This is a genomic window from Halomonas sp. TG39a (assembly GCF_000744395.1).
Classification (GTDB): domain Bacteria; phylum Pseudomonadota; class Gammaproteobacteria; order Pseudomonadales; family Halomonadaceae; genus Vreelandella; species Vreelandella ventosae_B.
In genome coordinates, this window is record NZ_JQLV01000001.1 from 2,909,520 (window position 1) to 2,931,827 (window position 22,308).

20 protein-coding genes are annotated in these 22,308 nt (G+C 56.5%); 12 read left to right on the forward strand and 8 right to left on the reverse strand.

Translation table 11 applies throughout. The features are described from left to right. Positions 1-18: 18 nt before the first annotated feature. Positions 19-2,154, reverse strand: coding sequence for a PhoX family protein (locus U738_RS13025; protein WP_035581190.1), 2,136 nt, complete (start codon positions 2,152-2,154; stop codon positions 19-21). A 199-nt stretch (positions 2,155-2,353) separates the two neighbouring features. Here U738_RS13025 and hemP point away from each other — a divergent pair, with 199 nt between their 5' ends. The 4 genes from hemP to U738_RS13040 all read left to right on the forward strand — a co-directional run bounded on the left by hemP (position 2,354) and on the right by U738_RS13040 (position 4,405). Beyond that, a complete protein-coding gene (gene hemP / locus U738_RS13030; RefSeq protein WP_035581192.1) occupies positions 2,354-2,539 on the forward strand; it encodes a hemin uptake protein HemP in 186 nt (61 codons plus the stop codon). A 102-nt stretch (positions 2,540-2,641) separates the two neighbouring features. Then, entirely contained in the window at positions 2,642-3,697 is a 1,056-nt protein-coding gene (locus tag U738_RS13035) for a ChuX/HutX family heme-like substrate-binding protein (protein ID WP_051912774.1), read from the forward strand. Next, a complete protein-coding gene (locus tag U738_RS23340) occupies positions 3,694-3,870 on the forward strand; it encodes a hypothetical protein (RefSeq protein ID WP_157693151.1) in 177 nt (58 codons plus the stop codon). The genes U738_RS13035 and U738_RS23340 overlap by 4 nt, the downstream gene beginning before the upstream one ends. A 154-nt stretch (positions 3,871-4,024) precedes the next feature. Continuing rightward, positions 4,025-4,405, forward strand: coding sequence for a YbaN family protein (locus tag U738_RS13040; protein WP_035581196.1), 381 nt, complete (start codon positions 4,025-4,027; stop codon positions 4,403-4,405). Between the two features lie 36 nt (positions 4,406-4,441). Here U738_RS13040 and U738_RS13045 read toward each other — a convergent pair whose 3' ends face one another. Genes U738_RS13045 through U738_RS22970 form a run of 3 tightly spaced genes read right to left on the reverse strand, consistent with a single transcriptional unit; the run spans position 4,442 to position 7,361 of the window. Next, on the reverse strand, positions 4,442-5,707 hold the full coding sequence (locus U738_RS13045) for a hydroxymethylglutaryl-CoA reductase, degradative (protein WP_035581198.1): 1,266 nt from the start codon (positions 5,705-5,707) through the stop codon (positions 4,442-4,444). 56 nt (positions 5,708-5,763) lie between these two features. Continuing rightward, the gene (locus U738_RS13050) at positions 5,764-7,125 is read right to left on the reverse strand and encodes a tripartite tricarboxylate transporter permease (RefSeq protein ID WP_035581201.1); all 1,362 of its coding nucleotides are present in this window, start codon (positions 7,123-7,125) and stop codon (positions 5,764-5,766) included. A gap of 2 nt (positions 7,126-7,127) precedes the next feature. After that, positions 7,128-7,361, reverse strand: coding sequence for a hypothetical protein (locus U738_RS22970; RefSeq protein WP_081899100.1), 234 nt, complete (start codon positions 7,359-7,361; stop codon positions 7,128-7,130). A gap of 162 nt (positions 7,362-7,523) precedes the next feature. Here U738_RS22970 and U738_RS13055 point away from each other — a divergent pair, with 162 nt between their 5' ends. Then, a complete protein-coding gene (locus U738_RS13055) occupies positions 7,524-8,894 on the forward strand; it encodes an aminotransferase-like domain-containing protein (RefSeq protein ID WP_035581204.1) in 1,371 nt (456 codons plus the stop codon). Positions 8,895-8,948: 54 nt separating this feature from the next. Here the strand turns inward: U738_RS13055 and U738_RS13060 are convergent, their stop codons facing one another. Further along, positions 8,949-9,455, reverse strand: a complete 507-nt coding sequence (locus U738_RS13060; protein ID WP_152561137.1) for an Lrp/AsnC family transcriptional regulator — start codon at positions 9,453-9,455, stop codon at positions 8,949-8,951. A 203-nt stretch (positions 9,456-9,658) separates the two neighbouring features. Here U738_RS13060 and U738_RS13065 point away from each other — a divergent pair, with 203 nt between their 5' ends. From U738_RS13065 to mgtE, 3 genes are all read left to right on the forward strand, one after another. Continuing rightward, the gene (locus tag U738_RS13065) at positions 9,659-10,675 is read left to right on the forward strand and encodes a 1-aminocyclopropane-1-carboxylate deaminase (RefSeq protein WP_035581208.1); all 1,017 of its coding nucleotides are present in this window, start codon (positions 9,659-9,661) and stop codon (positions 10,673-10,675) included. A 129-nt stretch (positions 10,676-10,804) separates the two neighbouring features. After that, positions 10,805-11,146: a DUF6482 family protein gene (locus U738_RS13070; protein ID WP_035581211.1), complete on the forward strand. Its 342-nt coding sequence runs from the start codon at positions 10,805-10,807 to the stop codon at positions 11,144-11,146. A gap of 68 nt (positions 11,147-11,214) precedes the next feature. Next, complete coding sequence (gene mgtE / locus U738_RS13075) at positions 11,215-12,570, forward strand: magnesium transporter (RefSeq protein WP_035581214.1); 1,356 nt, start codon at positions 11,215-11,217, stop codon at positions 12,568-12,570. A 265-nt stretch (positions 12,571-12,835) separates the two neighbouring features. Here mgtE and U738_RS13080 read toward each other — a convergent pair whose 3' ends face one another. The 3 genes from U738_RS13080 to U738_RS13090 are packed head-to-tail and all read right to left on the reverse strand — an operon-like array spanning position 12,836 to position 15,742. Further along, positions 12,836-13,390 carry a PaaI family thioesterase gene (locus tag U738_RS13080; protein WP_035581217.1) on the reverse strand — a complete coding sequence of 185 codons (555 nt, stop codon included), beginning with the start codon at positions 13,388-13,390 and terminating at the stop codon, positions 12,836-12,838. A 51-nt stretch (positions 13,391-13,441) separates the two neighbouring features. Beyond that, on the reverse strand, positions 13,442-14,227 hold the full coding sequence (locus U738_RS13085) for an SDR family NAD(P)-dependent oxidoreductase (protein WP_035581219.1): 786 nt from the start codon (positions 14,225-14,227) through the stop codon (positions 13,442-13,444). Positions 14,228-14,242: 15 nt separating this feature from the next. Further along, positions 14,243-15,742 (reverse strand): efflux transporter outer membrane subunit, encoded by a 1,500-nt coding sequence (locus U738_RS13090; RefSeq protein WP_035581223.1) that lies wholly within the window; start codon positions 15,740-15,742, stop codon positions 14,243-14,245. Between the two features lie 90 nt (positions 15,743-15,832). On the opposite strand from U738_RS13090, the gene U738_RS13095 reads away from it, so the two are divergent. The 4 genes from U738_RS13095 to lpdA all read left to right on the forward strand — a co-directional run bounded on the left by U738_RS13095 (position 15,833) and on the right by lpdA (position 22,276). Then, entirely contained in the window at positions 15,833-16,450 is a 618-nt protein-coding gene (locus U738_RS13095) for a TetR/AcrR family transcriptional regulator (protein ID WP_035581226.1), read from the forward strand. Positions 16,451-16,530: 80 nt separating this feature from the next. Then, positions 16,531-17,667 (forward strand): efflux RND transporter periplasmic adaptor subunit, encoded by a 1,137-nt coding sequence (locus tag U738_RS13100; protein ID WP_035581229.1) that lies wholly within the window; start codon positions 16,531-16,533, stop codon positions 17,665-17,667. After that, positions 17,664-20,717, forward strand: coding sequence for an efflux RND transporter permease subunit (locus tag U738_RS13105; protein ID WP_035581233.1), 3,054 nt, complete (start codon positions 17,664-17,666; stop codon positions 20,715-20,717). The genes U738_RS13100 and U738_RS13105 overlap by 4 nt, the downstream gene beginning before the upstream one ends. 53 nt (positions 20,718-20,770) lie before the next feature. After that, the gene (gene lpdA / locus U738_RS13110; protein ID WP_081899101.1) at positions 20,771-22,276 is read left to right on the forward strand and encodes a dihydrolipoyl dehydrogenase; all 1,506 of its coding nucleotides are present in this window, start codon (positions 20,771-20,773) and stop codon (positions 22,274-22,276) included. Positions 22,277-22,308: the final 32 nt, after the last annotated feature.

Genomic DNA, 22,308 nt, shown 5'->3' on the forward strand with positions numbered 1-22,308 from the left:
GGTGTTAAAGCCTGGCTTTTAGACGCCTATCGGCCCACCATCACGCTTTTGAATCACCACGGTTGATGCCCGAGGGCGTACTTGGCCGCTGGCCGCAACGGTGGCGTCTTGGGTCAGCGCGCCACCGTCGGCGGGCCAGTTACCGGGGTGCTGAATGTTAATAAACAGGGCGGTTTTATCCGGTGTGGCAAATATACCCGTCACTTCACAGCCGTTCGGCCCCACCGCAAAGCGCTTAAGTTGCTGCTGGTTGCTGCTGTTAATGACCGGGCCGGTTCCCTGGATGTCGTCTAGCCCATTAGGTACCACGGCAAGCAGCTGGTCGTTGGTGTACTCGGTTACCCCATCATAACCGTTATCGGTCTGGATCCAGAGGATACCCTGACCGTCTTCTCGCTCGTCGAACCAGAGTCCGTCGGGGCTGGCGAACTGATTCATTTCTGTCAGGCCTGAGTGGTTATCCGCATCGTCAGCGGCGGCGCCAAACACAAACACTTCCCAAGTAAAGGCGTTGGGCAACCGGCTTTCGCGCCAGCGGATAATGTGCCCAGCCTCGTTATTGGCACGTGGATTAGCCGCATTAGTGGGTGCCAAGTCGTAACCTACCCCCACCTGCTCCAAGCTATCACCACCGTTGGTATAGGTCGGTGCTGTTTCTTCACCTGTGCGTTGCGTGTTGTTGGTTAAGGTGAGGTAAACATCCCCCGAAGCCGGATCAACGGTCGCCCATTCGGGACGATCCATCGGCGTGGCGCCCATTAAGTCTGCCGCGTCGCAGGTATTGATAATCACACCGGCTAAATCATCCTCAGCCAGGCCTAAGGCCGCTGCCAGCGTTCGGCCGTCCTGTGTGTGCGCAGCAGGTGTCAGCGGCAGCCACTCACCACTGCCATCGGCGTGGAAACGGGCCACATAGAGGGTGCCGTTATCCAAATACTTGCTGCCGATGGCAAGACGGTCATAGTGCTCACCGGGACGATTGGCGTCGGCGGGATCCCAAGCGGCATCGGAGACGTATTTATATACGTACTCGTTGCGGGAATCGTGCCCCGAGTAGTAAACCACTGGCTGACCGGCTTCCAGCTTGCCTAACCAGCACCCTTCATGGCGGAAACGCCCAAGTGCCGTACGCTTAACCGCAAGGGCATCGCTGTAAGGATCGACTTCTACCTGATAGCCGAAGGTACGCGCTTCGTTACGGTAGTCATCCTCGGCGCGCTCGCCGCGGGGGGTAATATCGAAGCGGGCAAACTCATCGTTCTGCTCTGAAGCGTCCCCCGCCGAGGTTTCCCAGGCATAGCGGCCGCGTTCAGTGGGAATGCCGATGCGCGCGTCGTCCTGGAAGCGCTCGCCAGTATGAACAAAGATGTTTGGCCAGTTCTCTTCGCAGGCAATATAGGTGCCCCAGGGCGTTACCCCATTGCCACAGTTGTTATTAGTACCGCGGGTTTGAGCACCTGCTGGGGAAAAGCGCGTCTTGACGTAATCACTGCTCGCCACAGGCCCAGCCAAATCCATCACCGTTGCGCTTGTCAAACGGCGGTTATAGCGCGACCCCGACACATGCGCCCAGTGGCCGTTGGCGTCTTTTTCAACCTCAACCATAGTAACGCCATGAGCATTGATTTCGGTGCGCGACTCCTCCGCCGGGCGCTGCCCCTCATCCGCATTGGTGGGGCCGCCTTGAGGCGCCCATAGCGCTGCCTGGTCGATATATTCGTTGTTGAGTGCCAGCACAAAACGACGCGAGGCATTGTCAGCATCCAGGGCAAAACCGGCCATACCGTCGTGGTGCATGCCCACACTAGAGGCTTGACGCTCGGCGGTCATTGGCTGGTCAGACTGCCAACTTTCGCCAGCGCTTAACGGCGTTCCCCAGGGCACCAAGACTTGGGCCATGTAACCTTCCGGCACCACCACAGCATCAGTGAGTGACCCATGAATCGCCTCAAACGCCAGCGTCAGGGGTGTTTTTTGCGCGCCGCTTGAGGCAAGCGCTTGAGCAGCACCGCCAAAGCTAAGCATTGAGGCAGCCGCCATGCTCAAACCACCGCGCATCACGTCACGCCGTGACACATGGCGCGCCAATACTTCGGCAAAAGGTTGGTTGCCGCTGTGGTTAAACAGGCGATGGTCTTCGATCTCTTTACTCATTATGGTCTCCCCCTGATCGTTTGTAGGCCAACGATTGAACGTTAGGAGACACTAAAGAAGCTAAATGACAACACGATGACGGCGTGGCTGCATTTAGATGAAGAACGCTGGGCTAGACGCCCCAAATCCTATTGAGAGATACCGGCAACTCTGCTAAATTAACGCTAATAGTTATCATTAACACAGGAGTTATCCTCTCATGCAGCTAGCCGATAAGGGCACTCGCCAGGGGGATACGTCCCAGAGGGATACATCGGCCTCAGCGCCCCGCGAAGTAGATAGCAAAGAATTGCTTGGTAGCTCAGGCCAACTGGTGATTCACCATGAACAGCGCCGCTATGTGTTGCGCCGCACTAAAAGCGGCAAGCTAATCCTCAACGCTTAAAGCTGTTAACACTTCAGGCCCTGATTAATTTAAAGATTTATACAGCAAAGCCAGCCAGGTAGCCCATCGCACCCAGCCAGTGAACCATAAAAGAGGTGCGTCATGACTCCCTCCCAACAGATCGCCATTATCGAAGCCCTTGACGCGGCGCGCGCCGCTAAGCCACGCCTTCCTGCCATTGAGATTGCCGAACGCTTAGCGATCAGTGAAGGTGAACTCCAAGCCGCTCGCTTGGGCCGCGATGTATGGACGCTGCCGCTCACGCCCAACGAGCTTGCCGCCTACCTGCCCCAGTTGGGGCGGGTGAAGGCGTTGACCCGCTCCCGGCTGGCCGTGCTGGAACAGACCGGCGATTACCCTGAACTCAGCGGCGGGCCGCAAACTGGCCTGCTGCTCGACCCCGGCGGCCTGGATCTACGTTTGCTCTACACCCACTGGCACTGGGCCTGCTTGATCCGCGACCCTCTACCTTCCAGCAACGCAGAAGAGCCGCAGTGGCGCTGGAGCCTGCAGATATTTAACCAGCATGGCTGCGCCGTGCATAAATGCTTTGCTCTGGAAAACCCGCTGCCGCGCCCTTGGGGCGCACTGGCAGCCTTGGGAACGCGGGACACGCCGGCATTTACCCAGAGCATGCCCCGTCTCAAGCGCCCACTCCCCGAAGTCCCCTCCCTTGCTAGTGAGTGGGGTGCGATGCGCGATGTACACCAGTTCTTTGCGCTCCTCCAGCGCCATCACCTGGAGCGCATTGAGGCCAACCAGTTAATGGAGGGTCGCTTTACCCGTGCGCTGCCTGTGCACTCACTGGAAACGGTGCTTGAGCAGGCCAGCCATCGGGCTCTGCCGTTGATGCTGTTTGTCGCCAGTCCCGGCTGCGTGCAGATCCGTACCGGCATACTGCCCGCTCCGCAACGCGCCCGCGGCTGGCTGAACCTGTTTGGCGAGCAGTTCACCCTGCACCTTGATGACACCGCTATCGACCAAGTGTGGCAAGTCAGCAAACCCAACCGCGACGGCGGCGTGACCAGCATTGAGGCCTTCGATGCCCAAGGCTCGCTGGTACTACAGCTTTATGCAGAGCGCCAGGAAGGCCGCGCTGAGCGCCGAGAGTGGCGGCAGTTGCTGGATGAACTCGGCAAACAAGAGGCGGTGGCATGAAAGCAACCCGCCTGATACGACGCTCGCTGGCAGCACTGCTGGTTGGATGGCTGACCAGAGGGGCCGCATTGGCCAGCGATCGCTTGGGGGGCGATATCGCCGAAATCCTGGCCGCTGGACACGCTGGCCCCAAGGGGGTGTTTGAGCAGCTAGCGGCCACCGGTGCAACATAGAGATTATCAGCGCCCCACCGACCCTGGCGCCTTAATGGCGATCTAAGGTCACCTTCATGCTAGGTCACCACTGCTGACGGCGCGCCTCGATGTGTTCATACTTAATCCATGGAGTACGTTGTCATTTGCACAGGTCGCCAATTTAGGAGCAGGAATGAGACTGATCCGCCTCATGTGGGTGGTGCTGGCAGGGGTAAGTTTTAGCATCGGTGTACTGGGCATTTTTCTGCCTCTGCTGCCCACCACTGTGTTTATGCTGATGGCGGTTTACTGCGCCTCCAAAGGCTCGCCACGCTTTGAGGCCTGGATCCGCTCCCGCCACTATGTCGGGCCACTGCTGGTTACCTGGGAGCAGGAGCGCGCCATCCCCCGCCGCGCCAAGCTGGCAGCCGTTAGCATGATCGCATTGAGTGCACTGATCACCGGCTGGTCACTCGGCCCCGGCTGGCAACGCTGGGGAGTGATCGCTCTGCTGGTGCTGATTGCACTGTGGCTGGCTACCCGGCCAGAGCCTTCTTCTTCCTCTGCAGAGTAGCGTTCTGGCATGCTCACACTGCATATTCAAGCCGCTTTATTCGGGTTTAGACCGTAGCTTGGCCAACGCCGCCTGCGCTATATCAACACGCACACTCCCTTGCTTCACTAATTCGTCGGCGACCAACGCCACCTCCGCCCCTACCGCTCCTGCCATTAGGGCGATATTTTTAGCATGCAGCGCCATATGCCCCTTTTGAATACCGATGGTAGCCAACGCTTTTAACGCTGCAAAGTTCTGCGCTAGCCCAACGGCGACAATGATACGGGCTAAACGATCAGCGCTGTTGACGCCTAAAATTTCAAGACACCGTCGTGCAGTGGGGTGCGCTCTCGTCGCGCCGCCGATTAATCCTACTGGCATGGGCATCTCAAGGGTGCCGGTTAGATTACCATCATGATCCGCTTCCCAATGGGTAAGTGACCGATAGCGCCCGGTACGTGCAGCATATGCATGAGCACCGGCTTCTACCGCACGGGTATCATTTCCCGTCGCTAACACCACCGCACTCACGCCGTTCATCACCCCTTTATTATGAGTAGCTGCCCGATAGGGATCTAAGTCTGCAAAGCGGTAAGCCGCCAATATTCCGTCCCGCACCGACTCCCCGCCTATTTGGTCAAGATGCCAGGTCGCTCTGACTCTTGCTAAACGACGATCAGCCAGATTAGACAGAATTCGCAAACGACTCTCGCCTCCCGACCACTCAGCTAACGACGGAGCTACCGCTTCAGCCATCGAGTTCACCGCATTTGCGCCCATGGCATCACGCACATCCACTAGCAGATGCACAATGACCATATCCTCAAGTACACGCACCTCTATATCCTGGAAACCACCGCCGTGCTCTAACAGCACGGGGTCTGTCGCGTCACAAATACGCTTAATCTCTTCGCGGGCTTCTAATAAACGCAGCCGGGCAAAGTCAGGATTAGCGACGCCTAGTAGCTGAACCTGAGCAATCATAATCGGGGATGAGGTATCCGTATAAAAGCCGCCTGACGCACGACACTGTCGCGCCGCATTACATACAGCAGCCACCACGGACGACTCTTCGGTTGCCATAGGCACCAGCGGCTCTTCACCATCAATCATTAAATTAGTGGCAACGCCAATCGGTATGTTTAAAGTGCCGATAACATTCTCGATCATGCTATCGGCTGTTTCTGCTGGCAGGTTACCGGTGTCTGCCAAGTGGGCTTCCCCTTCAGCATCTAAGCCACTTAAAGCGGCCACTTTACGCAATCGCTCGCGTGGTGATAGTTGGTAAAATCCTGGAATCCGCGATGAATTTATTGTCATAACCGTTACCTAAAATGAATAAACTATTGGTGTAGCGTCACTTAAAAAGGAAGTGTTCAAGCCAACCAGCCCATTAGCCAAGGGGCGGCATAAAGAGTCATAAACTGCACCCCATAGTTCACGCCCCAGCGGTTTAACAGCCCCGCCACAAGCGCTAACACCGCGACACCTAAAATGCCCATCACACCTGCATCCATATAAGCCAACAGCACGACCAGCGAGAAGAACATCGCCAGGAAGGCCTCATGAGGAATACGCTGAAAAACAAACACACAAATGTGCCGGGCATAGCGAACAGCGATGGGATACGTAATCAACAGCGCCACGCCTGCGCCCAAAATGCTGGCAACAGCGATTTCACCAAAGCTCATTAGGTGGTGGGCATTCTGTTCCAACGTAAGTACTGGCGGCGCATTAAAGAAGGCGTTACCTGGCCCAATCGCCATGGGGCTCATGGGGATGCCTAACGCTGCCAGGGGAATCAGAATGCCTGCGATATAAGCGGCATTGGTGACCGCATCCATTGAAGAAAGCGCACGACTGGCTTTTTCAACGGTACCCTTCACCCAACTGGACATTACTTCGCCCAGGAAAATGGTGATTCCAACCGGGCTCATAAAGAAAGTGACCGAACCGAGCACCGAGCTGGCGGTTGCTGAAACAGCTTCTTGGCGGGTCAAAATTCGAAAAGGGTTAGGGAAGCGGCTCTTGTCATCACTATCATCGGCCGCATAGATTTTGATTGTTTTAGGTTCACCGGTAGCCATTTTTTGTCGCTCTTCACGCACGGTTAGCTGTGCCAAATTGAAGATCATTGGGCCTATCGTGATACCCAGAAAGAACGAGATGAAGACAACCTGACCCTCAGGGATAACACCCATCCCCCAGTAGAAGTGCCGTAAGGCCTGAATCAGCGCAGCCAAAATCACGATACTGATCAAGCTGATCACTTTTTCACGGCTCATCAGCGCTAAAAATACCGCCCCGACAAAAAATATCTGGCTAGCATACTGACTTAGCACATCCGCCAGCGGCGTTAGCAGGAAAGCCAATAGCAGACTCACGGGAATGGCAACAAGCGTGCCGATCACCGAGCCCGACGCCATTTTGCGAATGGCCAACGTGGCGTGACCTTCACGCTTTAGTATCATTGCGTGCTCAACCATGGGGGCCGACATCACCCCTCCGGGTATCCCCGCCACTGAAACGGGTATTGAGTCGGTAAGCTTTTTGGCTACGATGGCAGCCATAAAGAAAGCCAATACCACTGGCAAGGGAACACCTGCCACCACCAACGCTAACGTCACCGGGGCAAGTACGGCGGTCTCATCGGTACCTGGCGCCACTCCAATCGCGGTATAAACCACCACACCGATTAAGGCAGCCATTAACATCTGCAGAAGTAATAGAGCGTCCATGGTTACGCCTCCCCATCAGTGTCGAGGCGTCGTTTCGGGCGTAAACAAACCGTATTAATAACAAACCCCAGCAGTGCGCCGCATAAGCCCACTATTAGAGGCATTGGCGCTGGCCCAGGGGTAAGAATGAAACCACCTAGTGTGAGAGGAGTGGAAATTACTAAGGCGAGCAGCAGGTCTCTGCCGGTCACCGTATCGTCCCAAACCGTTAGGTAAGAAGTTGTTTTATTTGGCATGCCTATTCTCCGCGGAGATCATTATTAGTGTTGTATACCCAAGTAGGCTGGCCCTAGCTTGTGGAAAGACAAGGCGCTGAGTAAGGTACAGTGATGCGAAGTGTATGAAGTACTGTACCTATAAAATAACAGGTACAGTTCCACCGCCATTGAGAGATATTCATGTCAAAATCTCGTCAGGTCGCCACCGCTCTGCTCAAAGCCATTGACGAAGGTCGCCTCTCGCCTGGTACCCGAGTGGCTTCCATCAGAGAAGCCGCTAAACAATTCGGTGTATCGAAAAATACCGTGATTGATGCCTACGACCAATTAGTTGCACTTGGTCATTTGAGCGCTCGCCAGGGCGCAGGCTTTTTTGTTTCGCGCCCCCGGCCAACGCCTATTAATGAGCCTACGCACGACCTTTCAGAGGCGGTGGATAGCGTGTCACTGCTGCGGGAGCAGTTAGTCGGGAATTTTGCAGTGCGCGTGGGCGATGGTAGGGCTCCGGCAAGCTGGATGGGCGGCACTGAACTGACGCGTCTGGTAAGGCGCAGAACTGGTTTACCCGATGAAATGAGCGACGTCGAATACGGCATGCCCCAGGGATACTCACCACTGCGCGAGAGCTTAGCCATGACATTGGCTGGGCGCTCTATCCATGCATCACAGGATCAAGTCATGATGACCTTTGGTGCTAATCATGCCTTCGACTTAATCATTCGCCACTTAGTAGCCGCAGGAGAGAGTGTTCTGGTTGAAACACCGGGCTACTACCCACTGTTTGGAAAGCTTCGTCTCGCTAAAGCGAAACTGGTGGGCGTTCCACGCACGACCGATGGCCCCGACCTAGAAGAGTTTGAGAGAAAAGCCAAGCAGTACCGACCTAGGCTTTTTTTCTTGCAACCCAATGCCCACAACCCTACTGGTAGCACCATGTCGCTGAGTAATATGCATCGCCTGCTAAAGCTCGCCGACCACTATGGTGTCACCCTAGTGGAAGATGATGTTTTCGCTGACATACTGCCCAAAGGCAGCGCTCATCTTGCTGCGCTTGATGGGTTAGAAAGGGTTATTTACGTAGGCACTTTTTCCAAAACGCTCTCCACCGGTTTGCGCTGTGGCTATATCGCAGGAGCCAGATCCATCATTCGCGCCCTGGTCGATATTAAGATGCTCACTGTCGTAAACACTTCAACCTTCAATGAGATGATCGTGCATGAGCTATTAGCCAGAGGCCGCTACCGCCGCCACCTCGCACAACTGCGCGAGAGAGTGGCTAAAGCGAGTGCTACGGCGGTAAGAGTGTTGGGACAAATAGGTGTTCATGATGTGATTGGGCCCGGCGGTGGCTACTATCTATGGGCCAAATTGCCTACCCATATCAATACCACTGAGCTAGCCAAGCGCGCCTCTGAAAAAGGCATCTTTATTGCGCCAGGCGCCATTTTTTCACTGCGCCCCGACAGCACTGATGCCAATTCAATGCGCATTAATATTGCCCATGCCAACGACCACCGGTTTTTGGAGTTCATCAGTAGGGCTGTTAAATAAGTAGCATCGCTGTAAGCCCAACCCTTTACCTATGTTCAACACTTTCTTTCATAGCTAAACCAGCACCTTATGGGTCGAGACCACCTGTCGCAGCCCCATAAATGAGCGGATCTGGCGCACGCCGGGTAGATAGAGCAGTTGTTCGGCGTGCAGCCTGTTGAAGCTTTGGCTGTCCCGGGTACGTACCAACATGAAGTAGTCAAACTCCCCGGTGACGACATGACACTCCATACAGCCTGACACTTTCTGGGCCGCCTCTTCAAAGGCGGCGAAGGATTCCGGCGTCGAGCGATCCAGCACCACGCCAATCAACACCACCATCCCCGCCTGCAGCTGCTCCGGGTCTAAATGCGCCACCACCCTGCTGATTACCCCATCCCGCTTGAGCCTTTCCACCCTGCGTAAGCACGCCGCCGGGCTCAAGTTCACCTGCTCTGCCAGTGCCACATTGGAGAGTGTGGCATCGTCCTGAAGCAGTTTCAGAATACGCCGATCTGTTCGGTCTAGCTCAGCCGTCTGATCATCAGGCTCAGGGCGTGATCGGGAGGTTTTTGTGCGCACTATTATTTACCTTATTGACCAATAAACACCACTTAAACCCATATATATCATTTTTCACCATCTTTTATTGCCTAAAACCAACTAACTTTGCAACACAAAAAAAATAGCTAACACTTACTATAAATAGCAGAGCTCACGCCAATTGTTCACAACAACCTTAGCCGCCCTATATCGCATCCAATGTTTTAAAGCTGGAGATTGCTATGAACCTCGAACGCTTCCCACGTTACCCACTCACCTTTGGCCCCTCTCCGATTACGCCGCTCAAGCGGCTAAGCGAACATTTAGGCGGTGAAGTAGAGCTCTACGCCAAGCGCGAAGACTGCAACAGCGGCCTGGCCTTTGGTGGCAATAAGACCCGCAAGCTGGAGTACTTGATTCCTGAAGCGCTGGAAAAAGGCTGCGATACGCTGGTATCGATTGGCGGTATTCAATCCAACCAGACCCGCCAAGTTGCCGCGGTGGCCGCTCACCTGGGCATGCAGTGCGTGCTGGTGCAGGAGAACTGGGTCAACTACTCCGACGCGGTGTATGACCGCGTGGGCAATATCGAGATGTCACGCATCATGGGCGCCGATGTGCGCTTGGATGACGCGGGGTTCGACATCGGCATTCGCCCCAGTTGGGAGCAGGCCATGGAGGATGTTCGCCAGCGAGGCGGTAAGCCATTCCCGATTCCCGCTGGCTGCTCCGAGCACCCTTACGGCGGCTTGGGCTTCGTGGGCTTTGCTGAAGAGGTGCGGCAGCAGGAGAAAGAGCTAGGCTTCACGTTTGACTATATCGTGGTGTGCTCGGTCACCGGCAGCACCCAGGCGGGCATGGTGGTGGGGTTTGCCGCCGATGGCCGTGCCCAGCGAGTGATTGGCATTGACGCCTCTGCCAAGCCTGAGCAAACCCGTGAACAGATCCTGCGCATCGCGCGCAATACGGCTGAGTTGGTGGAATTGGAAGGCGGCATTAGCGATGACGATGTCATTTTGGATACCCGCTACGGCGGCCCCGAGTACGGCCTGCCCAACGAAGGCACGCTAGAAGCCATTCGCCTCTGTGCCCGTCTGGAGGGTGTGCTTACCGACCCGGTTTACGAAGGTAAATCCATGCACGGCATGATCGACATGGTGCGCAACGGCGAATTCCCGCCCGGCTCCAAAGTACTCTACGCCCACCTAGGCGGCGTACCTGCGTTAAATGCCTATAGTTTCCTGTTTAGAAATGGATAAGGAATAAAATACCTGCCTCAAACCGTCTGATACAGCGCCTCAATGACGCCGATCAGGCGGTTACTGCTGTACAAATAATGCACACCCTTTAGTCTTGGCGTATAAGATGTTCACTCATGAGGATACGCCATGTCTTCAACGCTTCCCGCCCACCTCACCCTTGACGAACTTGCCCAGTACCCAGCGCCGCTGCCCGAGGTTGAGGTACATGGGCTCGATAGGGGCTCGTACATCGTGCGCCTGCATCAGGGTAACGCCATCAGCGTGCTTACCGACCAGAATGGCGAGACGCAACGCTTTACCGGTACGCAGTGGATTGGCCGCACGCTGGCGCCGTTGGGTTTCACCCACGGCACGCTCACCTGGGCCGACGCCGATGATGAGATGATTGGCACCGACGTACCGCCCGTTTCTGCCCAGCAGCGCATGGCCTATGGTGTTCGCGTGGCGTTCAACCATACCTGTCTATAACATTCATAAAGCGAGCCGCCAGGAGTTTGCACTTCTTTAATATTTAGCTTCCAACAAGGACGGACTCTATGCGCGATGATGAAAAGTACACCAATTCCGAAGAGCAGCTACTCCACCTTCAAAACCTGCTAGATGACCCAGACACAACGGCACTAAAAGCGTATTTCTCTGAACTCGATATTTTAGACATCGCGCGAACGCTGGAGTCCTTCCCGGCTAAAACGCGAGATTTCCTTTGGGAGTATGTTCCCGACGACTTTATCGGCGAGGTTCTCGCCGAAGTTGACGAAGACATCCGCGCTGACTACATCGAAGACTTATCGGCCAGCGATGTAGAAGAAATTGTTAAAGGCTTGGATGCTCAAGAAGTTGCTGAAGTTTTAGATGTTGCTGATGAAGCCATAAAAACCAGCGTCTACGCTAGCCTAGAGCAAGAGATCCGCGCTCAGGTTGAGAATCTTCACGCCTATGAAGATGACGTGGTTGGCCGTTACATGGATCCCGAGACAGTCAATGTAAAACAGGGCGTGTCGTTAGAGGCCGTACAGCGCTATATCCGCATCCACCATCTGCTCGACGATGAGTCGCAGCAGATCATGATTACGGATAAAGACAAACGCTTACTCGGCACTTTGACCCTGATTGATTTAATCAAGCAACCACAAGATGCGATGGTTGATGATTACATGAATGACTTTTTTACCCTAAATGATCAAATGAAAGTCAGTGATGCAGCGGCGTTATTGCGCTCTAAAGAGCTACACTTTGTGCCCGTGTGCGATAGCGATGGGTTATTAGTGGGCCAGCTAAACGCCGCCGACGTACTTGAAATCACCCAAGACGACGCTGACATGACGTTAAAGCATATGTCCGGCGTCAGTAATGAAGAGGAAGTCTTCACGCCCGTTTTACGCAGTGCGAAAAGTCGCGGCATTTGGCTGGGTATTAATCTGTTAACGGCTTTTTTAGCCGCCTTCGTTATTGGTCAATTCGAGGCTGCATTGGATCAAATTGTGGCGTTGGCCATTTTGATGCCGGTGGTGGCGAGCATGGGGGGTATTGCGGGTAGTCAAACCCTCACCGTGGTTATACGCGGTCTGGCGCTGGGCCAACTGGCGGGCAACAACATCCGCTGGCTGTATAACAAAGAGATGTGGGTGGGTATGAGTAACGGCTTGGTTTGGGCATTAGTGGTCGGCTTGATTTCCCATATCTGGTTTGGCGACGCCATGATCACGCTGGTGATCACCCTGGCCATCTTTATCAATATGAGTCTCGCCAACTTATCCGGCGTACTCATCCCCATGGTGTTGAAAAAGCTGCAGATCGACCCCGCGTTATCCGGTGCGGTTATTTTGACGACCGTGACCGATGTGGTCGGCTTTTTATCATTCCTTGGGCTCGCGACGCTGATTATTCTGTAAACGCTCTCCTGGCGAACACTGCAACATTAATAGGGCGTCACCTGCGCTTGACGTAAAAGCACCTACATCACACCAGCAGCGTAGTTAACCTTGCCTTAAGCACTGAGATTTTATCGACTATGCGTTCTATTGATGGGCAGGAGAGGCTTACTTTGCTTTTGAGCAAAAAATGCAATAAGCGAAGACAATGACTTGCCGATCCTCGGCACAAGGTTCAGGCTCCGTCAAAGAGGGGTAAAGCAGGTGTGGCGCGCCAGCCCCTCTTCTACGCCCCCTGGTCGAACACCAGGCACGTTGTACTCGCGTGGGCATAGAGCTTACCGTCTGGCCCGATGAGCCTACCTTCCGCGGTCGCCACCTGGCGGCCGCCGTGAACCAATCGGCCTTCAGCACGAACTAGCGGCACCGCATCGGTGAGTGCACGGACGAGATTGAGCTTCAATTCCAGGGTCGTGTAGGCCCTGCCCGGTGGCAATGTTGAATGCACGGCGCACCCCATGGCTGTATCGAGCATGGTTGCGAACCAGCCGCCATGCACCGTGCCCATCGGATTATAATGACTGAAACGTGGCTGCCCCTGGAACAGCGCGAATCCCGGCTCCACACGAAGCAGAGTGAAGTTCAGCGTGTTAGCCATGGGCGGCGGCGGGATCTCACCGGCTAGAAGCGCCTCGAATATCTGCAATCCGCTGCGCCCGGCGATCTGAGCAGGCGTCGCCACGCCGGGAACCGTCTGGATACGCTCTCGCACGGCCGTCTCTTCAGCCTGCCAGAGCGCAAGTATTTCTTCTGGACTGAGGGTGTCAATTGACGTTGTCATGGCATCACTCTCTTGAGTTATATATTTTTCTTGCGATAAAAGTGTGGAAGCTCACCCATTCATCGCACGTGATAAAAAAGCTTGGTGCAGCCGACGCGGCGTCGCCCAGGTAAGGATGACAAGGGCCTTGTTCGCCCAGCCTGGCACGACGCTGATACGCCCGGCCTGCAGGGCACGAATCCCGGCGCGCACCACAGGTGCAGGCTGCATCATCAGTTGCTTCAATACGGGCGTGACTTTCTGCTGCGCCGCAGTGGCAAAGCCGGTTTCCGCCATACCAGGGCAAAGTGTTGTCACCGTGACGCCTTCGCGATAAAGCTCGCGATGTAGCGCCTCGCCTAAACGCAATACATAGGCCTTGGCGGCAGCATAAACAGCGAAGTTCTCCACGCCCTGATAGGCCAGCAGGCTTGCCACCAACAATATCTTGCCATGCCCTCGTTTACTCATGTCTCGTGCAAAGACGTGAGTAATGGCAGTCAAGCTCGCCACGTCCAGTTGCACCATCGCCAGCGCCGCATCCAACGTGCTATCCACGAACGGGCCCTGCAATCCATGACCGGCGTTGTTGATTAGGATGTAGATCTCAATGCCCCGATCTTGAAGGCGCTGATGCAGCTGGGTAACCGCAGCAATGTCTGAGAGATCGACCTGCTCCGTCACCACCTCTATACCGTACTGGTGGCGCAGTGTCTCAGCGAGCGCTTGCAGCCGATCTAGCCGTCGCGCCACCAGTACCAGCGAGTGCCCCTGCTCGGCATATTGGCGGGCAAACTCCTCACCGAAACCGCTTGATGCCCCCGTGATGAGTACCCATGAAGTGTTTATTAAGACCATTTCGCTTACCTGTCATTAGTGGGTAGTAGAGAGGGCACCGTAGAGGCGGTCGTTGCTTGCGAGCGGTGCTTCCCACCCGCCTCCCAATGCCCTAAAAGAGGCAATGGCAGCACGCGCGGTTTCGGTTTGTGCCTGTGCTTTCATGTCGCTTATCTGCAGCAAGTTGGCGTCGGCATTGAGTACTTCGATCAGGCTAACGACACCACTTTCATAGGCGGCAAGTGAGTTTTCGCGGGCACGGGCGAGAGAGGATTCACCCCGCGCCAAAATGTCGACCTGGGCCTCGCGTTTAACAAGCGCGGAAAAGGCGTTTTCCACCTCTTCCGTTGCGCGCAACACGGCTAGACGGTAGGCGGCGAGTGCTTCTGCTTCCTGGCCGCGCGCGGCGGCAATTTGTGCCTCGACGCGACCAAAGTCGAACAGGCGCCAGCGAAGCCCGAGCACGCCTTGGGCTTGACGGGCATCGTTGGAGAAGAGGTTGCTGCTTGAGATCGTAGTGGCGCTGCCCAGCAGTGCCCCGAGCGAGAACTTGGGGTAGTACTCTGAAATCGCCATGCCAATGCGCGCATTAGCAGCAACGAGGCGCTGCTCGGCCACGATAAGATCTGGACGCCGCCGAATCATCTCGGCCGGCGTGCCGGTTTCTGCCAGGCCTGGAACCACCGGGATCGACGCCACCTGACTCACGTCGCTGCGGTAGGTTCCAGGCGGTACACCGAGAAGCACATCCAACGCATTCATCGCCGAGTCGAGGCCAGCCTCGAGAGCCGGAATCTGTGCTTCGACTTGAGCAAGCGCACCCTCGGCTTGGTTCACCTGAAGCTCGCTAGCCACCCCCTTCTCGTACTGGAATCTGATCGTGTCGAGCAGTTCACGACGGGTCTCAGCTTGCTGTTCAGCAATCTTGATACGCGTCTGCAAGCCCCGGATCGTGACGTATACGTCCGCCGTTTGGGCAGCGACGGCCAGCCGTGTCGCGGCGGCACCCGCTTCAGAGGCCACATACTCCGCGCGTGCCGCTTCCCGTCCTCGCCGCAGGCCACCAAACGCATCAGTTTCCCAGCCCACATCAAGGTTGGCCTCATAGGCGCTGCCCCAGTGGTCGAAGTCGGGCATGGAAGAAAGCACCTGCCCCAGCGGGGTCTCGACCGATTGATATACTTCAGCCCCCTGGGCGCTCACGTTAGCCGATGGCAGCAGCACTGCATCGGCTTGACGCAATGAGGCACGCGCTTGGGCGACACGGGCTGAGGCTTGTGCGATATCCAGGTTCTGCTCGAGAGCGAGGGTGACGAAACGCGCTAGCATGGGATCATCGAAGGCGGCCCACCAGGACTGAAGGTTTGCCTTGCTCTGAACCTCACGCTCTTCAACACCCTCCTGGCCAAGGAAACGAGGCGATAAGGCGGGCTCGGGTGAGCTATAGTCAGGGCCGACCGCACATCCCGTTAACAGGCTGGCCGTTAATAGACTGGCACTCACCAGAAAGGCGAGAGAGCGTGGGCGGGTGAGCATAAGCATCTCCGGAGAGTAAAATTGTTAAAGTGACTATAATCCATTATGGTCACAATCTGTCAAGCTAAAGAATACGAGGCAACACGACCGATGATTGAAACACCACCTTCCACACCACCGTCACGAGGCCCTGCCGAACACAGTGTTCGCGAACAGATCGTGGCGGCAGCCGAAGAGCACTTCAGCCACTACGGCTACGAGAAAACCACCGTCTCTGACTTAGCCAAATCGATTGGTTTTTCCAAGGCTTATATCTATAAGTTTTTCGATTCCAAACAGACCATTGGCGAAGCCATCTGCTCCAAAGTCTTGAGCGCAATTATTGAGGCGATCGAAGAAGCCGTGATGAACGCACCCACGCCAACGGAGAAATTTAGGAGGATGTTCAAGGCATTAGTAGATACCGGATCAAATCTTTTCTTCAATGATCGCAAGCTGTATGACATCGCCGCACACTCCGCAGGCGAAGGCTGGCCCTCTGCTCGCGGCTATGCGCAGCACATTAAACAGATGCTGTTGGAGATCATCCGCGAAGGACGCGAGAGCGGCGAATTCGAGCGAAAAACCCCGCTGGACGAGACAGTGCATTCAATCTTTCTAGTCATGCACCCCTATGTGAACCCTCTTCTCCTTCAACACAATTTAGATCTTGTCGAGGAGGGGCCAACCCAGCTTTCGAACCTGGTATTGCGTAGCTTGGCACCCTGAAGGACGAATTTACACATAGTGACTATTGACAACATTGGTCACTAGTTAGAACATAAGGCCTTCTATCCCTGGAGGTCGCCATGCTTCAGCGCCGTAATATTCATTCCTTAGTTTTCGCCGGTCTGCTGCCCTTCGCTCTGGCGGCTTGCAGTGACAACAGCTCTTTAAGCGACCCGCGCACGCAGACCCCCTATGTGCGGGTAGCGGAGGTGGAGGCCGATGGAAAGGCCGAGCGTTCATTTACCGGTACTGTTGCCGCACGGGTGCAGAGCGATCTCGGCTTTCGCGTACCGGGCAAGATACAGGAGCGTTTAGTCGATACGGGGCAGGCCGTCGAGCGCGGCCAGCCACTCATGCGCATCGATCCCACGGATCTGGAACTCGCCGCTCGCGCCCAGGAGGAGGCCGTGGCTGCCGCCAGGGCGCGCGCGCGTCAAACCACAGAGGACGAGGCGCGCTACCGCGACCTGGTCTCTCGAGGCGCGGTGTCAGCATCAGCTTACGACAGCGCCCGCGCAGCCGCCGAGACGGCTCGGGCGGATCTTACGGCGGCCGAGGCTCGCGCGGACGTTGCTCGCAATGAAACCGGATATGCGGTGCTTCTCGCCGATGCAGACGGGGTGGTCGTGGAAGCGCTGGCAGAACCCGGCCAGGTCGTTGCTGCCGGCCAACCCGTGGTGCGGGTGGCCCATGCAGGGCCCCGCGAGGCACTCATCGACCTCCCCGAAACGCTCCGCCCAGCGATCGGCTCCACTGGCCGTGCAAGCCTCTATGGCAACGGGCTCACGGGCGCTGCGACGCTTCGCCAGTTGTCGGATGCCGCCAATCCTCTGACGCGAACCTTCGAAGCCCGCTATGTACTGGAAGGTAATCTTGCCGATGCACCACTGGGCTCGACCGTTTCCGTCGGTATCGAGGTCGATCCTTCCGCTTCAGCGTTATTGCAGGTGCCGATAGGCGCCCTCTTCGATCCAGGTAAAGGGCCTGGCGTATGGCTGATCGAAGGGCTGACCGAAAGAGAAACGCCCCAGGTCACATGGCAGGCCGTGCAGGTGACTGGCCTCAGCGATGAAACCGCCTCGGTCGTTGGCGATCTTGAAACGGGCGATCGCATCGTGGCGCTCGGCGCGCACTTGCTGCATGAGGGCGAGCAGGTGCGGTTAGATGAGCGTGAGGTTATCACGGGCTTGGCCGCCAATCGCGGAGAGCAGCCATGAGTGCCTTCAACCTCTCTGCCCTCGCAGTACGCGAGCGCTCGGTCACCCTGTTTCTAATGGTGGTGATCTTCATTGCCGGCATTATGGCCTTCCTGACGCTGGGCCGGGCGGAGGATCCCGCTTTTACCATCAAGCAGATGACCGTGACCACGGCCTGGCCCGGTGCTACGGCCCAGGAAATGGAGGAACTGGTCGCCGAGCCGCTAGAAAAACGCATGCAGGAACTGGGCTGGTATGACCGTACCGAGACCTTTACGCGTCCGGGCCTGGCCTTCACCACGGTGTATCTGCTCGATAGCACGCCGCCCGACGAAGTCCCCGAGCAGTTCTATCAGGCACGTAAGAAAATTGGTGACGAGGCCCGTAGTCTGCCCAGTGGTGTCATTGGCCCTATGGTGAACGACGAATACGCCGATGTGACCTTTGCACTCTATGCGCTAAAGGCAGAGGGCGAGCCTCATCGGCATCTCATCCGCGAGGCTGAGAGCCTGCGCCAGCGCTTGCTTCACGTACCGGGCGTCAAGAAGGTAAATATCATCGGCGAGCAGTCCGAAAGGATCTTCGTCGAGTTCTCCCATGATCGTCTAGCCACGCTTGGCGTCTCCCCGCAAGCCCTCTTCGCGGCACTCAATGGGCGTAATGTCATGACGCCCGCCGGCTCGATTGACACCCAGGGCCCCCAGGTATTCATCCGGCTGGACGGGGCGATCGACGACCTTGAGGCGATTCGCAATACGCCCGTCGTCGCGCAGGGCCATACACTAAAGCTCGGCGACATCGCCGAGGTGAAGCGGGGCTACGAGGATCCCGCCACCTTCCTCATTCGCAACAACGGCGAACCCACCTTGCTGCTCGGTGTGGTCATGCGCGAGGGATGGAATGGCCTCAACCTCGGCGAGGCATTGGAGGAGGAGGCAGAGGCTATCAACGCCGATATGCCGCTTGGCATGAGTCTAACCAAGGTCACAGACCAGTCGGTTAATATCAGCTCGGCCGTCGACGAGTTCATGCTCAAGTTCTTCGCCGCCCTCGGCGTGGTGATGTTGGTCGGTTTCATCAGCATGGGATGGCGTGCCGGTATCGTGGTTTCGGCAGCAGTTCCCCTGACCCTGGCCGCCGTCTTTATCGTCATGGCAGCTTCCGGCATGGCCTTCGACCGCATCACTCTCGGCTCGTTGATTTTGGCACTGGGGCTCCTGGTCGACGATGCGATCATCGCCATCGAGATGATGGTGGTGAAAATGGAGGAAGGCTACGACCGTGTACGTGCCGCGGCTTATGCGTGGAGTCACACCGCCGCACCCATGCTCTCCGGCACCCTGGTGACGGCGATCGGCTTCATGCCGAACGGTTTTGCCAAGTCCACCGCCGGTGAGTACACCAGCAACATGTTCTGGATCGTCGGCATTGCGTTGATCACCTCGTGGATCGTCGCCGTCGTGTTTACACCCTACTTGGGGGTGAAGCTGCTACCGGATTTCAAGAAGCGCGAGGGCGGCCACGGGGCGATCTACGCGACACCGAACTACGAGCGTTTCCGCCGGTTGCTAGGCTCGGTGATCCGGCGCAAATGGCTAGTGGCGGCGTTCGTGGTCGGTGCTTTCATCCTCGCGATCGTAGGCATGGGCGTGGTCAACAAGCAGTTCTTTCCGACGTCTGACCGGCCCGAGGTGCTGATCGAAGTGCAGATGCCGTATGGCACCTCGATCGAGCAAACGAGTGAGGCGACCGCCAAAGTCGAGGCCTGGCTGGAGGAGCAAGAGGAAGCCAGCATCGTGACGTCCTACATCGGCCAGGGCGCGCCCCGCTTCTATCTCGCCATGTCGCCGGAGATGCCCGATCCCTCCTTCGCCAAGATCATCGTCCTGACGGATGACCAGTCGGCGCGTGAGGCGCTCAAGCATAGGCTGCGTCAGGCGGTGGCCGATGATCTGGCGCCGGAGGCGCGGGTGCGAGTGACCCAGTTGGTGTTCGGCCCACCTTCCCCCTTCCCCGTGGCCTTCCGCGTGATGGGGCCGGAGCCCGATGAGCTGCGCGACATCGCGGCCCAGGTGCGTGCCGTCATGCAGGCTTCTTCTAAGATGCGAACGGTCAATACCGATTGGGGCGAGCGCATACCCACACTGCGATTCTCGCTTGATCAGGATCGCCTGCAAAGCTTCGGCTTGACCTCCAGTGATGCAGCCCAGCAGCTACAGTTCCTGTTGAGTGGCATCCCCATTGCCGAGGTGCGTGAAGATATTCGTTCGGTGCAGGTGGTTGCGCGTTCGGCCGGCAGTACAAGACTTGATCCGAGCAAAATTCAAGATTTCACCCTGACAGGCGCATCCGGTCAGCGGATTCCGCTATCGCAGGTCGGCACGGTGGATGTCCATATGGAAGACCCCATTCTGCGCCGCATCGACCGCACGCCGACGATCACCGTACGTGGGGATATAGCGGAAGACTTGCAGCCGCCCGACGTGTCCAAAGCCATTTGGGAAGAACTTCAGCCGATCATCGCCGAACTACCGGCGGGCTACCGGATAGAGATGGGCGGTTCCATCGAGGAATCCGGCAAGGCCAATAGCGCCCTGCTACCGGTCTTCCCCATTATGATCGCGCTGACGCTGATCACGATCATCTTTCAGGTTCGCTCGATCTCAGCGATGACGATGGTGTTCGCCACCGCACCGCTGGGCCTCATCGGCGTGGTGCCTACCTTGCTGGTGTTCAACCAGCCATTCGGCATCAATGCGCTCGTCGGTCTGATTGCGTTGGCAGGCATCCTGATGCGCAACACTCTTATCCTGATTGGCCAGATTCACGACAATGCGAAGGCAGGACTCGCACCCTTTGACGCCGTGGTCGAGGCCACCGTGCAGCGTGCTCGTCCGGTCGTCCTGACCGCGCTCGCCGCCATTCTCGCGTTCATACCGCTCACCCAATCGGTGTTTTGGGGAACGCTGGCCTACACCCTGATCGGTGGCACCTTCGCCGGGACAATTCTGACGCTCATGTTCTTACCGGCGATGTATGCCATCTGGTTCAAGATCAAGCCGACCCGCTAAAAGGTCTAGGGCCTATTGACGTTTCACCGTGTCGTTATAAAGGGAGAGAAACCATGAATCATCGCGTTGAAGGGCAAGTCTCAACGATTAGCGACGGCAGCGATAGCGTCGATATCGAGTGCGAGATGCTGGTTCTTGGCGCTGGGCCGGGCGGTTACTCCGCCGCCTTCCGCTCAGCTGACCTGGGCATGAAGACAGTCATCGTTGAGCGTTATGCCACGCTTGGTGGCGTCTGCCTGAACGTAGGCTGTATCCCATCCAAAGCGCTGCTGCACGTCGCCGAGATGATCGAAGAAACGACGTCTTCCAGTGATCTCGGCGTAACGTTTTCGGCGCCTCAAATAGATATCGACAAGCTGAAAGCACATAAGGAGAAGATCGTCAGCACGCTGGCCAACGGCCTCACCAGTATGGCCAAGGGTCGCCAGGTCGAGGTGGTTCGCGGCTACGGTCGTTTTCTCGATCCACACCACCTTAAGGTCGAGAGCACCGACGGAAAAGGCCAGAACAGAACCGGGCTCAAGAAAGTCATCAAGTTTCAGAAGTGCATCATCGCCGCTGGCTCTGCGGCGGTGCATTTGCCTTTCCTTTCTCACGACCCACGCATCGTCGACTCGACCGGTGCGCTCGAACTGCACTTCGTTCCTCAGAAAATGCTGGTTATTGGCGGCGGCATAATCGGTTTGGAAATGGCCACCGTCTACTCATCGCTGGGCGCCCAGGTAGATGTTGTTGAGATGGCGGATGAATTGATGTCGGGCCCTGACCGCGATGCGGTCAGAGTTTGGGAAAGGCAGAACCTGCATCGCTTTGGCAAGATTATGCTGAAGACGAGGGTAGCCTCGACCGAAGCTAAAGACGATGGTCTTTACGTAACCTTCGAGGGTGAAAACGCCACCGCCGAAACATTGAAGTACGACATGATATTGCAAGCCGCAGGCCGCACCCCGAACGGTAACAAGGTCGCCGCCGACAAAGCGGGCGTCTTTGTCGATGATCAGGGCTTTATTCCGGTCGATTCCCAGATGCAAACCAACGTACCACACATCTTTGCAATTGGAGATATCGTTGGCCAGCCGATGCTGGCCCACAAAGCCATGCATGAGGCACATATAGCCGCCGAGGTGGCTACTGGCAAAAGAACCTTCTTCGATGCATTGGTTATCCCTGCTGTTTCCTATACCCACCCGGAAGTGGCATGGGTTGGTTACACGGAAGAGCAAGCGAAGAAGGAGGGAAGACACGTCAAAGTCGCCAAGTATCCATGGGCCGCTTCTGGCCGTGCAATTGCCAACGGGGCCGATTACGGCTTCACAAAACTGATATTCGATACCCATACGCATCGCATCATTGGCGGATCTATCGTTGGCCCATCGGCAGGCGACATGATCGGCGAGGTAGGCCTCGCCATTGAGATGGGCTGCGATGTTGTCGATATCGCCAGAACCATCCATCCACATCCAACGCTAGGTGAAACGATTGGCCTGGCGGCAGAAGTCGCTGATGGCACTTGCACAGACCTGCCGCCACAACGCAAGAAGTCAACAGGCTCTAGATAGAGGTGGTTGAATATGAAATGACAATCCAAGCG

What these genes read in the sequence shown, in the direction of transcription:
- U738_RS13025 (WP_035581190.1), bottom strand. Translation starts at nt 2,154, where the DNA reads ATGAGTAAAGAGATCGAAGACCATCGCCTGTTTAACCACAGCGGCAAC.
- hemP (WP_035581192.1), top strand. Translation starts at nt 2,354, where the DNA reads ATGCAGCTAGCCGATAAGGGCACTCGCCAGGGGGATACGTCCCAGAGG.
- U738_RS13035 (WP_051912774.1), top strand. Translation starts at nt 2,642, where the DNA reads ATGACTCCCTCCCAACAGATCGCCATTATCGAAGCCCTTGACGCGGCG.
- U738_RS23340 (WP_157693151.1), top strand. Translation starts at nt 3,694, where the DNA reads ATGAAAGCAACCCGCCTGATACGACGCTCGCTGGCAGCACTGCTGGTT.
- U738_RS13040 (WP_035581196.1), top strand. Translation starts at nt 4,025, where the DNA reads ATGAGACTGATCCGCCTCATGTGGGTGGTGCTGGCAGGGGTAAGTTTT.
- U738_RS13045 (WP_035581198.1), bottom strand. Translation starts at nt 5,707, where the DNA reads ATGACAATAAATTCATCGCGGATTCCAGGATTTTACCAACTATCACCA.
- U738_RS13050 (WP_035581201.1), bottom strand. Translation starts at nt 7,125, where the DNA reads ATGGACGCTCTATTACTTCTGCAGATGTTAATGGCTGCCTTAATCGGT.
- U738_RS22970 (WP_081899100.1), bottom strand. Translation starts at nt 7,361, where the DNA reads ATGCCAAATAAAACAACTTCTTACCTAACGGTTTGGGACGATACGGTG.
- U738_RS13055 (WP_035581204.1), top strand. Translation starts at nt 7,524, where the DNA reads ATGTCAAAATCTCGTCAGGTCGCCACCGCTCTGCTCAAAGCCATTGAC.
- U738_RS13065 (WP_035581208.1), top strand. Translation starts at nt 9,659, where the DNA reads ATGAACCTCGAACGCTTCCCACGTTACCCACTCACCTTTGGCCCCTCT.
- U738_RS13070 (WP_035581211.1), top strand. Translation starts at nt 10,805, where the DNA reads ATGTCTTCAACGCTTCCCGCCCACCTCACCCTTGACGAACTTGCCCAG.
- mgtE (WP_035581214.1), top strand. Translation starts at nt 11,215, where the DNA reads ATGCGCGATGATGAAAAGTACACCAATTCCGAAGAGCAGCTACTCCAC.
- U738_RS13080 (WP_035581217.1), bottom strand. Translation starts at nt 13,390, where the DNA reads ATGACAACGTCAATTGACACCCTCAGTCCAGAAGAAATACTTGCGCTC.
- U738_RS13085 (WP_035581219.1), bottom strand. Translation starts at nt 14,227, where the DNA reads ATGGTCTTAATAAACACTTCATGGGTACTCATCACGGGGGCATCAAGC.
- U738_RS13090 (WP_035581223.1), bottom strand. Translation starts at nt 15,742, where the DNA reads ATGCTCACCCGCCCACGCTCTCTCGCCTTTCTGGTGAGTGCCAGTCTA.
- U738_RS13095 (WP_035581226.1), top strand. Translation starts at nt 15,833, where the DNA reads ATGATTGAAACACCACCTTCCACACCACCGTCACGAGGCCCTGCCGAA.
- U738_RS13100 (WP_035581229.1), top strand. Translation starts at nt 16,531, where the DNA reads ATGCTTCAGCGCCGTAATATTCATTCCTTAGTTTTCGCCGGTCTGCTG.
- U738_RS13105 (WP_035581233.1), top strand. Translation starts at nt 17,664, where the DNA reads ATGAGTGCCTTCAACCTCTCTGCCCTCGCAGTACGCGAGCGCTCGGTC.
- lpdA (WP_081899101.1), top strand. Translation starts at nt 20,771, where the DNA reads ATGAATCATCGCGTTGAAGGGCAAGTCTCAACGATTAGCGACGGCAGC.